The organism is Propionivibrio sp. (genome assembly GCF_049316945.1).
Classification (GTDB): Bacteria; Pseudomonadota; Gammaproteobacteria; order Burkholderiales; family Rhodocyclaceae; genus Propionivibrio.
This window is the reverse complement of record NZ_JBMOJE010000049.1, coordinates 1-13,129: the sequence shown is the minus strand read 5'-3', so window position 1 is coordinate 13,129 and position 13,129 is coordinate 1. Positions and strand designations below refer to the sequence as shown.

The following is a 13,129-nucleotide window of genomic DNA, read 5'->3' as shown; positions in this document are numbered from 1 at the left end:
GTGACTCGATCATGCCTATGAACAGCACGCCAGACAGTAACCTCCAGAAGCGCGAGCTCAACGGTGGCGTGCTGGTGATTCCCGAGGAGGCGATGATCATCGTCGCCATGCGCAATGTGGTGCTGTTTCCCGGCATGATCCTGCCGCTGACCATCGGTCGTCCCCAGTCGGTTATCGCCGCCCAGCAGGCGGTCAAACTGGAGCGCCCGATCGGCATCCTGTTGCAGCACGATCCTGAAGTCCAGATGCCCGGACAGGATGATCTGTGTCGAATCGGAACGGTCGCCGGCATTTTGCGCTACGTGACCCTGCCCGACGACTCGCATGTGATCGTCTGCCAGGGGCAGCAACGATTTCGCGTCAGCGAGTACCTGAAAGGTTATCCGTTTCCGGTCGCCCTGATCGATCGCATCGACGAACCCGAGGTGCTGGATAGCGAGGCTGAAGCACGTGCCATCCAGCTCAGGGAACGGGCGCTTGAGGTGCTCCAGTTCATGCCGCAAGCCTCGGATGAGTTGGCTTCTGCAGTCAGGAGCATCGGTTCGCCGGGAGCGCTGGCCGACCTGATTGCCGGCCTCATCGAAATCAAGATTACTGAAAGGCAGGCGGTTCTCGAAGCCGTCGATCTGGTTGCGCGGCTTGATCTGGTCCTCGGCTATCTCGTGAAGCGCCTCGAAGTATTGAAGATTTCGCGCAAGATCGACGAGCGGACCAAAGCCAGCATCGACGAACGCCAGCGTGAATACGTCCTGCGCGAGCAGTTGAAATCGATCCAGAACGAACTTGGCGAAGGCGATGCCGGCAATTCTGCCGAGATCGAGGAGTTGCGCAAGGCCATCGCCGCGGCGCAGATGCCCGAGGAGGTGGAGCGGCAGGCGAACAAGGAACTGAAGCGCCTGGAGCGCATGTCCGACGCTTCGGCCGAGTATTCGATGGTGCGCTCGTATCTCGACTGGCTGATCGAATTGCCATGGAAAGCGCCCGAGCCGGACCGCATCGACATGGCCGAAGCGCGGCGCATTCTCGATGCCGACCATTTCGGCCTTGATCAGGTCAAGAAGCGCATCGTCGAGTTTCTCGCGGTACGCAAGCTCAACCCCGAAGGCCATGGGCCGATTCTCTGTTTTGTCGGCCCGCCCGGTGTCGGCAAGACCTCGCTGGGCCAGTCGATCGCCAGGGCGCTCGGGCGCAAGTTCGTGCGCGCTTCGCTCGGCGGCGTGCACGACGAGGCCGAGATTCGCGGCCACCGACGCACCTATATCGGCGCCCTGCCCGGCAACATCATCCAGTCCATCGCCAAGGCCGGGTCACGAGGCTGTGTGCTGATGCTCGACGAGGTCGACAAGCTGGGCAGCGGCATTCACGGCGACCCGTCGGCGGCGCTGCTCGAAGTGCTCGATCCGGAGCAGAACAACACCTTTCGCGACAACTATCTGGCGCTGCCCTACGACCTGTCGCGGGTGCTGTTCATCACCACCGCCAATGTGCTGGATAACATCCCCGGACCGTTGCGCGACCGCATGGAGATCATCCAGTTGCCCGGCTACACGCAGGAGGAAAAACGCGAGATCGCCCGGCGTTATCTGGTGGCGCGCCAGATCGGACAGAACGGTCTCAAGGAAGGCCAGTTCGAAATTACGGATGCGGCGCTGGTGGCCATCATCCGCGATTACACCCGTGAAGCCGGCGTGCGCACGCTCGAACGCCAGATCGGCGCCACCTGTCGCCGCGCCGCAGTGACTATCGCCGAGGGCGAAGTACAGGCGGTGAAAATCGAGGAGAGCGATCTGGCCGCGATTCTCGGGCCGACGAAATTCGAAAATGAAGTGGCGCTGCGCATCGGCATGCCCGGCGTGGCAACGGGGCTGGCGTGGACGCCGGTCGGCGGCGATATCCTGTTCATCGAGGCCAGCCGCACGGCCGGCGACGGCAAGCTGATCCTTACCGGCCAGCTCGGCGAGGTGATGAAGGAATCGGCACAGGCGGCACTGACCCTTTTGAAGACGCGAGCGCAGAGCCTCGGCATTGACCCAGCCAGCTTCGAGAAAACCAACGTTCATGTGCATGTGCCGGCCGGCGCCATTCCCAAGGACGGCCCGAGCGCAGGCGTTGCCATGTTCATCGCACTGGCCTCGCTGTTCTCCGAACGTACGGTGCGTAACGATACGGCGATGACCGGCGAGATCAGCCTGCGCGGTCTGGTCCTGCCGGTTGGCGGGATCAAGGACAAAGTGCTGGCCGCCATGCGCGCCGGCATCAGCCGGGTGCTGTTGCCGGCCAGGAACCGCCGCGATCTTGAAGAAGTCCCGCCGGAGGCCAGGGAAAAGCTCGAATTCGTTTTCCTTGAAACCGTGGACGATGCGGCACGCAACGCCATGGAGTAACAAGCCGCCGCAGGATCAGACCAGATAACCCTAAGCCGGTACCAAAAAGCCCTGCAGCGTGCTCCAGTTTTGTAAATACTTCAGCCATAAGCGCCTAAAAGCCCAACGGCGTGTCGCGGTTTCCCCCCGAGGTCAGCCCAAACACCGTCGCCGTCAGCCAGCCTCTAAACGAGTCGTTGTCCTGGAACTGCTTGAAGAGCTGCGCATCGTCCTTGAACATCGCCGTGATCACCCGCTTGAGCGCCTTGTCGTGCTCGATCCGGGCCGTGCTCGGCGTGTTCTTCATCGCATTCTGATACGCGGGGTCGGCGGCAACCCTGGGCGGGATAACCTCGGTAATCCGTTTTTCCACCGCTTTTGAATCCAGGAACAGCCCACCGAACTGGTCGTTGAACTGCTTCACGATGTTCGAGAGCTTGTCCATTTCCGGTTCCGGCTTGCGCCCACCACCACCGGTCGGCGCGGGTTCGATCTCGGCATCCGCATCGGGTAGCGCGATGGCGATCATCGCCTTCTTCTCGGCGCGGTAGCTGTCCATGTCGATCGCATCGAGAATCCCTTTCGCCAGGTCCTCTTCGACCGGCGCGGGCAGCTTGCTGATCAGGAAGTTGAGGAAGATCGAGAGTTTCTCCCACGCCTGCACGCCATAGGGCAGGATCGTCGCGAGAAAATCGTAAGTGCGGGTGAAGGTCTTGGCCTTGCCTTTGAAATTGACCTGCTGGTCCTCGTCGAGATCGTTCACATAGACGGCCACGCAGGCATCAAGAATCGGGTCGAGCTTCTCACGCTCTGCACCGTCGAGAAACAGCGTCACCAGCGCCTCGATCTGTTCGGGCGCATAGACCTGATGCTGGTCCAGTTCGCCCTTCAGCGTGTGCAGCTTGTTCGGGTCGGTCTCGCTACTCAGGATCGTCGTGCGGTAGTAGTCGGCGAACGATTTCTCGATGATCTCGGTATCGTTCTGGAAATCGAGCACGAACACATCGCTCTTCTTCGGGTGCGCCCTGTTCAGGCGCGAGAGCGTCTGCACCGCCTTGATGCCCGACAGTGCCTTGTCAACGTACATCGTGTGCAACAGTGGCTCGTCGTAGCCGGTCTGGAACTTGTCGGCGCAGATGAGGAAGCGATACGGGTCTTCCTGAATCCGGTCGGCAATATCGTTGCCCGGAAAGCCGTTCAGCTTCGCCTCGCTGACCTTTTCGCCGTTGTATTCCGGCTCGCCGGAAAAGGCGACGATGGCCTGATACGGGCTTTTCAGCTCCGCGAGGTAGGCGCGGAAGGCGAAGAAATACTGGATGGCCCGCTGGATGCTGCCAGTGACCACCATCGCCCGCGCCTGCCCGCCGATCTTGTGCTGGCCGATCACCTGTTCGAGAAAATGGTCGACCATGATCTCGGCCTTGTCGCGGATCGCCTTGCTATGGCTCTCCACATAGACGCGCAGCTTCTTGCGCGCCTTCTTGATGTCGTACTCGGGGTCGCCCGCCACCGTCTTGGCCAGCCGGTAATAACTCGCTACCGGCGTGTAGTGCTTGAGCACGTCGAGGATGAAACCCTCCTGAATCGCCTGCTTCATCGTGTAGCCGTGGAAAGGCCGGTGCTTTATCTCGCCGCCCACGTCATAGGGCACGCCGAAAATCTCCAGCGTCTTGCTCTTCGGCGTGGCAGTGAAAGCGAAGTAGCTGGCGTTGGGCAGCAGCTTGCGCGACTCGATGATGCGGTTGATCTTGTCTTCGCTGGTTTCGTCCTCCTGCGCCGCGCCGCCTTCGGACAGCGCCATGCTCATCGCCGCCGTGGCGCGCCCCCCCTGGCTGGAGTGCGCCTCGTCAATGATGATGGCGAACTTGCCTCCGCGATGCGCCTCGCCGATGCTGTCAAGCACGAAGGGAAAGGTCTGCACGGTGGAGATGATCAGCTTCTTGCCATCCTTGAGAAACTTCGCCAGTTGCTCGGTCTTCGAGCTGCCAGCGCCTTCCTTCACCGCGCCGATGATGCTGCCGACCTGGGCAAAGCCCTTGATCGTCTCGCGGATTTGCTGGTCGAGCAGGCGGCGGTCGGTGATGACGATGATCGAATCGAACACCTCCGCCCCGTCTTTGCGCAGGCCGATCAACTGATGCGCCAGCCAGGCGATGGAGTTCGACTTGCCGCTGCCCGCCGAATGCTGGATCAGGTAACGCTTGCCGGCGCCGTGTTCGAGCACATCGGCGAGCGTCTGCCGTACCACGTCGAGCTGATGGTAGCGCGGGAAAATCTGCACCTGTTTCTTCTTGCCCGTCTTCGGATTCACCTCCTCGACGATCTGCGCGTAGTTCTCCAGAATCTCGGTCAACTGCGCCGGGTTGAGAATGCGCTTCCACAGGTAATCGGTCTTCAGCCCACCATCGTTGGGCGGATTGCCCGCACCATCGTTGCAGCCCTGATTGAACGGCAGAAACCACGAATCCTTGGCCATGCCCTTGCTGCCCTTGAGCGCCGTGCACATCCGCACTTCGCTATCGTCGACCGCGAAATGCACCACGCAGCGGCCAAAAGCAAACAGCGTCTCGCGCGGATCGCGGTCACGTTTGTATTGTTCCACCGCGTCATCCACCGTCTGCTTGGTCAGGCTGTTTTTCAGTTCAAAGGTGATCAGCGGCAGGCCGTTGATGAAGGCGCACAGGTCCAGCGACCGCTGGCTTTGCTCGCGGCTGTAATGGAGCTGGCGGGTGATGCTGAAACGGTTGGCCGCATGCCGGGCCACCGCCTTGGCGTTGTCCGCCGAGGCGGTGCCGTAAAACAGATCAAAACTCAGCGGCCCATGCTTGATGCCCTTGCGCAGCACGTCGATCACCCCGCGCCGGGTAATCTCGCCTTGCAGCCGGGCGAGGAACTTCTGCCGGGCCATGCCTTTGGTGTCGCGGTAATCGCCGATGTTGCCCATTCCCAGCTTGGCGTATTCCTCAGGCTGGGTGGTGCTGAGAAAGGTAAACAGCTGCGCGGTATCGACGGCAAATTCCCGGTCATAAGCGCCCGACATCCCGGCTATCCAGCCCGTGCCCCCAGTGACAGGCGCAGGCTCGGCCACGCCGAACGGCGCGCCAGAGGCCAAGCCGTCGACGCCGGTCAAGTGGCGCATGATCAGGCTTTCAAGGCCTTTTTCGCTGGTGTCGGTTTTCATAGGTTTAGAGCTTGGCTTTCAACACGCTCGCCATCCTTGCAAAAGCAGGCAATGAACTGAGCACGGTTTGATTCAGCATCCCGACAACCTCAAAAGAACGCTTGCCCTTGGCATAGGCGTTGGAGCAATCACGCGTCGCTTGGGTAAGTTTGTCGTGGACCTCCTTGCGGTTACGATTCTCCAGATCGATCAGCGGCGGCAAGGCATTCTCCTGGAGCTTTTGACCGTAATGCTCTTTCAATGCGGCACGGTCGGCAACGATCCACGTTTCCATACACGTCGTCATCAGAAGAACCTGCTCATCGACCGCTCCAGCAGGCTTATCCCAGTTGTCACGGGTCTTGAGATGCTCCCACGTCTTTTCGCCATCAGCTACGGGGTCTTCACTGTCGATCAGCATAGCGATGTAATCGCCTTCTTTACTGCTGCCGTGGGCGGTCTTGAAGTCATCAAATGCTGCGTTACGGCCACCACACGCACTGAGCCGAGGCATCTTTTTGCCTGCTGCAAAGCCTAATTTCCCGATCAGTTTGCGAAATCCCTCGCGGCAACGGATTTGATCTTCTTTGGACTCCCCGCCCTCAATGTAAAGATGCGCACTCACCAGCGGGTTCCCCCTATTTGTCCTTTTGTCCAAAGCTGACCAAGCCGATATTTCACCAACCATTGCTCCAGATCGTCTGGAATCAATCTTTGCATCGTCGTCCCCCCCTCTAATTTGGCGCAAACAACGACGCACTCTGGCGCTTCGCTCATGGCATCGACGAGGATGTCCGAGTGAGTCGTCACAATCAGTTGTGTCCGAGTTGATGCGTCTCGCAACAAATCGGCCATTTTTGGAAGAATATCGGGATGCAGGCCTAACTCAGGCTCCTCGATGCAGACAAGTGGCGGCGGCTCGGGATCGCAGAGGATCGCCAGCAGGCAAAGATAGCGCAGCGTGCCGTCTGAAAGGCGCGTCGCCGGTATCACAAAGTCCCCCTCGGTAAAGAAGACCTGTACGGTGCCACCCTCGATCAACACATCAAAGTCCGTGATCCCGTCGTAGAGGTCTTTCAATCCGGCGAGGATGGCTCTCTTCGCGACGGGGGAGCGGGTCTTCAAGCGGTTAAGGAAGAGACCGAGGTTGGAGAAGTCCTCCTCCAGGATGTCGTTCCGCATATCCGCCTTCTGCGGCTCACGGAAGACCGCATTGCGCCCGAACGCCCATTCGCGGTAGATGCGCACCTTCTCGTAGTTCTGTGCCAGCCAGGCCAGCTCCGGATACGTTTCGGGGTCGCGTCGCTGGGCGAGTATCGAACGGTCGGGTTCAATGGTGTCTTTGGCCAAACCACGATTTCCTCCTTTCTTCGTATTGACGACCGGATTCCCTTTCTGGTAACGGTAGTAGAAAACCACATCCCTCTCTTTAGACCGGGGCTCCGTTTCTTCCACCGTCTCGTCGTCCAGCGAAAACGCCTGTGACACAGGATGGAAGGCCATGGCATGACGCAACGGCTTCTGGCCTTTGGGATAATTAACCACCCAATCAATTGAAGCGGGCGCTTTCGGCCCGCCTTTCCATATCCACTCGGAAACACCGCCGCCCTTGCGAGTTACATCACGTAACTCCTTGGGGGCGGAACGTATGAGGCTGATGGCCTCGATGAGGTTGGACTTGCCACTGCCATTCGGGCCGATAAACAGGTTCAAGGACTGAAGTTCAATGCCCGTATTGTCAGGCCCGAAAGACAGGAAGTTCTTCGGTGCGAGATGGCGGATCAGGATCGGATTAGTCATGTTCGGCATGGCTCAAGATTCCTCGGGTTCAATTTCATCAAGAACATCAGTGTAGCCCAGCACCTCGTCAGTGAAGGGTTCGCCAGCGGGATCGGTGGGCAGGTCGGGCAGCCGGGCGGCGGCTTCGCGCACGTCCAGCTTGCCAGTCACGATGTCGGCGGTCAGGCGCGTGCGGTATTCCTGCATCAGGGCGATTTCTCGCTCGGTGCGGGTGATGGCGGTGTTGAGGGGTATGGTCTCCGTTTCGATGTATTTCGTGATCTGCTCTTGTTCGAGAAGTGGCGGCAACGGTATCCACATGGTGCCGATCCTCTCAATACTCAGATTGCCCTGTGTATTCACAGGAGCTTCACGCAACAATTCGTCCTTCATGCACAGGAAAACAAAATAGAGATAGTCACGATCCAATTTACCTGCCGGAACGAAGCCGACGATTGAGTCAGGAAAGCATGCTTCAAACGTGAGGATGGCCACGTCGCCAATGTTTGCGGCAATCGTCATTACAAGCGTGCCACTTGGGAATAGTTTGCTTACTGACAGGCCTTTTTCGTTGAGCGTCTGTTTGTAGCTAGCGATGAATTTGCCGGCTCGAGCTACCGCTCCCGTTTGGATGAAAGGGTATTTTCCATCGTAAAAGGATGGGTCGTTCCGGGGGCGGTGTGAAAACTTGCCGCGAAGAATGCGGGTAGTTTGTTTCACACGTTTTGCCTCCCAATGCGCCGGAATGTCACCGAGCCAAGAAATGCCGGATGGCTTGAGCGGCGCGTCGGGGTCGAGGCCACGGGTGACGGCGCGCTGGATGATGGCTTGCTTCTGCTCGTTCAGCAGCCCGATCAGCTTGCGCTTGGCGCGGATGAAGCCGTCGATCTTCCGGTTCGCGTAGTCCAGAAACCGCACGATAGCTGCTTGTTCGTCCTCGCAGGGCAACGGCATTTCGGCCCGACTCATCCGCTCATAGTCAATGTTTTGCCCCTCTCGAATACCAGTAACGAATAGCGAGAGGCTGTCGATGAAAGGCTTGGCTTTGAAGAAGTGAGAGTAGTAGCCGGAAGTGGCTGACTGACTTGGTTTTAGTACGGTGTAAGCAGGACTGATGATGCCCCGGCAATGAGCGACTTCGATTCCACCCTGAAACGAGCGAAGGCTAATTACGTAGTCGCCAACTTCCACCAACTTCAAGAGATGGAGGTCTTTCTGTGCGGTTACCGTGCGGGTTCCGTAGTCGTCCTTTTTGATAACCCCTTTTGTCTGTGTCGCTGCAAGCAATGGCTCGTTCGGAAAACCTTTTTGGACTCGCTCATGGAAGAGAATCTTCGTCCGTCGGACACTCCAGTGCGAAGGACATCTTCCCAACCAAGGCAGCCCCGACTCCTTGTATTCCGCATACGGCTTGAGTCCCTCGATCATGGGTCAATTCCTTGCTCGTTACTGTCCCAGTGTTCGCGGTAGGCGTTGACGTAGTAAGCGGTGGCGGCGGGGTCGATGTCCCAATAGTGGCGGCAAAGCTTCTTGTACATCTGCAGCACTGGTTCGTGGCCGCAGAAGTCGAGCAGACGATCCAGCGTGTGCTCAATGTGCTGTGTATCGCGGGAGCGGGTGCGCAGGATGTCATCAACCACCGGTTGGTATTGCTGCGCAGCCTGCCTCTGAAGTTCTCGCAGGCTGTCCGCGAACTTGAGGATCGCTTGCATACCGTCGGTGTTGCATAGCTGTTCCCCCGCTACCCGGAGTCGCCTGGCGGATGAGCGTTGAGTGGCCATGGTCAGCTATTTCCGCCGGTGATTTTCGTTTTTCGTTTGGCTTTTGGGGCCGGCGGGGTAGCTGCATCGACAGAGTTAGCCAGGGTTTGGTCGGCGATGAGCGCCTGTTCGCGCAGGAGTTCGGCCCGGAGTTCTTCTTCACTGGGCAGGATGAGCTTGTATTTGGTGGCGAAGAGCTGCTCGTTGCCGTGGAGAACGGAGTAACGAACCACGGTGTGATCCTTGTGCGCACAGAGGATGATGCCCACCGTGGGGCCATCGTCGGGATTTCGCCGCTGGTCGTCGTAGAGACGGACGTACATGTCCATCTGGCCGATGTCCTGATGCGTGAGTTCGCGTGTCTTGAGGTCAAAGACGACGAAGCACTTGAGCAGGTAGTTGTAAAAAACCAGATCGATATAGAAATCCTTAGTCTCGGTGCTGATGCGCTGCTGGCGGGCGACAAAGGCGAAGCCCTTGCCCAGTTCCAGCAGGAAGGCCTGGAGGTTGTCGATGAGGGCATGTTCCAGCGTGGATTCCAGGAGCTTGCCCGTGCCGGGCAGACCGAGGAACTCAAGCAAAACCGGGTCGCGGATGAACTCCCTTGGAGTGGTCTGAATCTCGGCCAGATTTTGAGCCGCTTCGTCGCGTAGCGGCTGACGGTCTTTACTGGCCAGCAGGCGCTCGTAATATAGCGTGCCGATCTGGCGTTCGAGGGCGCGGGTGTTCCAATTTTGGGTAGCGGCCTCTTCCATATACCAGTGGCGAGCGGTAGTTTCGTCGACTCGCAGGAGGAGTCGGTAATGGGTCCAGCTCAAATTTAGACGCAGCGCGTCTAAATTTGGAAAAGCCCGGTAGAACTGGCTCATCTTGTAAAGATTGGAGACATCGAAGCCCTTGCCAAACTCGGCAGATAGCTGGGTGGAGACTTGAGCGAGGACGGATTTTCCGTAGGCGGCGCGGGCAGAGCCGCCTTGCTCGAATTCAACGATGTGGCGACCCACGATCCAGCAGGTGCGAACCTGAACTACATCCACTGCCTGGAGCGCCTGCTGCCGCGCTTCCACGATGACAGCACGAAGAGTGGCCAAGAGGCTGGTGACGCCGGTAATGCTCGGCGTCACAGGGACGATGGGACTCTCCTTCGCCAGCTTTTGTACGGCTTTCTTCTTCATGATTTGCTTCCTTGCGTCAATTCTTGCGACAGTGTCGCAAGAATCTGCTTTCCATAGGCTGCACTGCAGATATCTCCTTATGCAGGGAGACCTCTTTCTTTTTCATTCCGCCACCCCTCCGGTGATTTCACTGAGTAGCCATTCGGTTTCCTGCTCCAGCGCAAGGATGTCGGCGCTAATCTCCGCCAGGGTGCGCAGTTGCGGCGGCAGGTAGAAGTGGCGGGTGAAGCTGACTTCATAGCCGATTTTTGTGTCGGCCTCGACGAGCCAGGCGTCGGGCGTGTAGGGCAGCACTTCGCGGCGGATGAAGGCTTCGATGCCGCCGTCTTCGAGCAGCGGAATTTGCTCGAAGTCGCGCAGTTCGCTGTCGGGCTCGTATTCGACGAGGCAGGTTTTTCCGTCGATTTTTGTCTCGAACAGGCCGCGCAAGGGGTCGGGCTGGGCCTTGCCGGGCTTGTGGATTTTCTTGATGACGGCGGGCGCCTCTTCGGCGCGCCAACTGACGGCGTTGATGATCAGCTTGAGGTCGGCGGCACCGGGCTTGAGGCCGAGCTTTTTGAGCGTGACTTCGACGCGTTCGAGGAAGACGTTGTGGTCTTCGAACAGTCCGTCGCCAAGGGCTTCGCGCAGTTGGGTGGCCGTTGCGATGAGCTGGGCGTCGCGCTTCCAGGAGGCGTCGCTGAGCAGTTTTTTCTTTTTGGCGTCGGGCAGGGATTTTTTGGTGCTGCTCTCGCCTTCGTCATCATCTGGCTCGCTATCGCCCTGGCCGTAGTCATTTACCAGTTGTTCCAGTTGCGGGCGGACGCTGGCGGGGTTCTCGAACAGTGCGTCGCCAAGCTGGTCGTAAAGTGCGGCGCGAATGTCTTCGTCGCCGGAGGCGTAACGCAGTGTCTCGATGCGCGGGCGCGTGAGCTGGCTAAGCAGGCGCAGTGGTCGCTCGACTTTCACTTTCCAGTATCCAAAGGCGGCATTGGGGAAAATCTTCGACTGCGGGGTTTCCTTGAAAGCGAGGAAGGTGTCGCAGATGCGCTGGATGTCATCGGCGGCCAGTTCGCAGTTCTTTTTGCCCATGTTCTTGCGCAGCGGCTTGAACCATTGCGTGGCGTCGATGAGCTGTACCTGGCCTTGGCGGTGCTCGGGCTTGCGGTTGGTCAGCACCCAGATGTAGGTGGCGATGCCGGTGTTGTAGAACAGGTTCAGCGGCAGGGCGACGATGGCTTCCAGCCAGTCGCTTTCGATAATCCAGCGGCGGATGTTGCTTTCCCCCTGGCCGGCATCGCCGGTGAACAGCGACGAGCCGTTGTGGACTTCGGCGATGCGGCTGCCGAGCGGTGTGTCATGTTTCATCTTGCTCAGCATGTTGGCCAGAAAGAGCATCTGGCCGTCGCTGGAGCGGGTGATCAGGGAGTATTCGGCATCGCCCGCGTGCTGGATGACGAAACGCGGGTCTTTCAGCTCTTTCTTGCCGCCCATGCGCTCCAGATCGCTCTTCCAGCTTTTGCCGTAGGGTGGATTGGCGAGCATGAAATCGAACTCGCGCGAGCGGAAGGCGTCGTTGGCCAGCGTGCTGTGTTCCGGGCCGCCGACGATGTTGTCCGCCGCGTCGCCGTCGCCCTTGAGCAGAAGATCGGCTTTGCAGATAGCGTAGGTCTCGCCGTTGATTTCCTGCCCGTAAAGATGGGTGGCGACCTGCTTGCCGTGCGCCCTGGCGATCTGCTGGAGCGTTTCCTCGGCCACGGTCAACATGCCGCCGGTGCCGCACGCGCAGTCGTAGAGCAGGTAGGTGCCGGACTCGATCTTGTCGGCCACCGGCAGGAACATCAGGTTCGCCATCAGCCGCACGGCATCGCGCGGCGTCCAGTGTTCGCCTGCTTCTTCGTTGTTGTCTTCGTTGAAGCGACGGACGAGTTCCTCGAACATGGTACCCATCGAGTGGTTATCGAGGCCGGGCATGATGTTGCTACCCTCGCCGACCGGGAAGGGGCTGATGTTGATGTCCTTGTCGAGAAACTTCTCGATCAGCATACCAAGGGCGTCTGCTTTGGACAGGCGCGGGATCTGGTGGCGAAACTCGAAGTTGGTCAGGATGTCCTGCACATTGGGCGAAAAGCCATCGAGGTAAGCCTCGAAGTCGTCCTTGAGTTTCTGCTGGGTCGAGCGGGCTTTCAGATCGCGCAGCAGAAAGGGTGAGGTGTTATAGAACGCCTGGCCGGAAGCGGAGCGCAGTGCATCGTCCTGATTGGTGATCTGCTCCTTGTCAAGTGCGGCCTTCATTTCCAGCACAGCCTGCTTGGTCGGTTCCAGCACCGCATCGAGACGGCGCAGCACGGTCATCGGCAGGATAACGTCGCGGTATTTTCCGCGCACATAGACATCGCGCAGCACGTCGTCGGCGATGTTCCAGATGAAGTTGGTCAGCCAGTTGAGTTGCGCTTGATCCATGGGGAATTTTCCTGTTTAGACGGTGCAAACAAAGAACTCAGCCCCGGTGAACTGGCGATGGAGCGGCGCTCTTTGACAGTAGCGGTGTGCCGGAGTCGTTCGAGTTTCATCGGTTGTGGACTGTTCTTATGTTCTTCTCACTCACAGGCAAGCCCTGCATTATCCTCCGGCACACAGGCATGCGCAATGCGGTTATGCATTTCGCGATTTGTTGTTGCCATAAACCTGACCCGCACATGGAGCCCGCCTGCCACAACGCACCAAGCTCTGTTCACGGAATATTCAATCACGCGGCGATTTCCTTTACTGGTTGGGACATCTTGGCAATCGGATAGGTAACATCGGCAACGCTGGATTACCAGGGATGTCCGGGGTTGAATGAGACGTGTAAGGCACTTAGGAACGCCTACGAAATAACTTCCCCTTTTCCAACATTCGAATTGGCATGTC

At 58.7% G+C, this 13,129-nt stretch carries 8 protein-coding genes; 1 reads left to right on the top strand and 7 read right to left on the bottom strand.

Annotated features, from left to right (window positions below):
- Window positions 1-11: 11 nt before the first annotated feature.
- Entirely contained in the window at window positions 12-2,384 is a 2,373-nt protein-coding gene (lon, locus tag ACOYNV_RS12540) for an endopeptidase La (RefSeq protein WP_422900122.1), read from the top strand.
- 94 nt (window positions 2,385-2,478) lie between these two features.
- Here lon and ACOYNV_RS12535 read toward each other — a convergent pair whose 3' ends face one another.
- The 7 genes from ACOYNV_RS12535 to ACOYNV_RS12505 all read right to left on the bottom strand — a co-directional run bounded on the left by ACOYNV_RS12535 (window position 2,479) and on the right by ACOYNV_RS12505 (window position 12,679).
- Complete coding sequence (locus ACOYNV_RS12535; RefSeq protein ID WP_422900121.1) at window positions 2,479-5,544, bottom strand: type I restriction endonuclease subunit R; 3,066 nt, start codon at window positions 5,542-5,544, stop codon at window positions 2,479-2,481.
- A gap of 4 nt (window positions 5,545-5,548) precedes the next feature.
- Window positions 5,549-6,148: a DUF4276 family protein gene (locus tag ACOYNV_RS12530; protein WP_422900120.1), complete on the bottom strand. Its 600-nt coding sequence runs from the start codon at window positions 6,146-6,148 to the stop codon at window positions 5,549-5,551.
- On the bottom strand, window positions 6,145-7,332 hold the full coding sequence (locus ACOYNV_RS12525; protein WP_422900119.1) for an AAA family ATPase: 1,188 nt from the start codon (window positions 7,330-7,332) through the stop codon (window positions 6,145-6,147). Before ACOYNV_RS12525 ends, ACOYNV_RS12530 begins: the two co-directional genes overlap by 4 nt.
- Window positions 7,333-7,335: 3 nt before the next feature.
- Window positions 7,336-8,730 carry a restriction endonuclease subunit S gene (locus ACOYNV_RS12520; protein ID WP_422900118.1) on the bottom strand — a complete coding sequence of 465 codons (1,395 nt, stop codon included), beginning with the start codon at window positions 8,728-8,730 and terminating at the stop codon, window positions 7,336-7,338.
- A complete protein-coding gene (locus ACOYNV_RS12515) occupies window positions 8,727-9,083 on the bottom strand; it encodes a hypothetical protein (protein WP_422900117.1) in 357 nt (118 codons plus the stop codon). Before ACOYNV_RS12515 ends, ACOYNV_RS12520 begins: the two co-directional genes overlap by 4 nt.
- 2 nt (window positions 9,084-9,085) lie before the next feature.
- Window positions 9,086-10,237 carry a PDDEXK nuclease domain-containing protein gene (locus ACOYNV_RS12510; protein WP_422900116.1) on the bottom strand — a complete coding sequence of 384 codons (1,152 nt, stop codon included), beginning with the start codon at window positions 10,235-10,237 and terminating at the stop codon, window positions 9,086-9,088.
- Between the two features lie 102 nt (window positions 10,238-10,339).
- Window positions 10,340-12,679 (bottom strand): type I restriction-modification system subunit M, encoded by a 2,340-nt coding sequence (locus ACOYNV_RS12505; RefSeq protein WP_422900115.1) that lies wholly within the window; start codon window positions 12,677-12,679, stop codon window positions 10,340-10,342.
- Window positions 12,680-13,129: the final 450 nt, after the last annotated feature.

Excerpts from the sequence above, each read along its gene's own strand:
- ACOYNV_RS12515 (WP_422900117.1), bottom strand. The coding sequence starts at position 9,083 with ATGGCCACTCAACGCTCATCCGCCAGGCGACTCCGGGTAGCGGGGGAA.
- ACOYNV_RS12505 (WP_422900115.1), bottom strand. The coding sequence starts at position 12,679 with ATGGATCAAGCGCAACTCAACTGGCTGACCAACTTCATCTGGAACATC.
- ACOYNV_RS12510 (WP_422900116.1), bottom strand. The coding sequence starts at position 10,237 with ATGAAGAAGAAAGCCGTACAAAAGCTGGCGAAGGAGAGTCCCATCGTC.
- ACOYNV_RS12520 (WP_422900118.1), bottom strand. The coding sequence starts at position 8,730 with ATGATCGAGGGACTCAAGCCGTATGCGGAATACAAGGAGTCGGGGCTG.
- ACOYNV_RS12525 (WP_422900119.1), bottom strand. The coding sequence starts at position 7,332 with ATGCCGAACATGACTAATCCGATCCTGATCCGCCATCTCGCACCGAAG.
- lon (WP_422900122.1), top strand. The coding sequence starts at position 12 with ATGCCTATGAACAGCACGCCAGACAGTAACCTCCAGAAGCGCGAGCTC.
- ACOYNV_RS12535 (WP_422900121.1), bottom strand. The coding sequence starts at position 5,544 with ATGAAAACCGACACCAGCGAAAAAGGCCTTGAAAGCCTGATCATGCGC.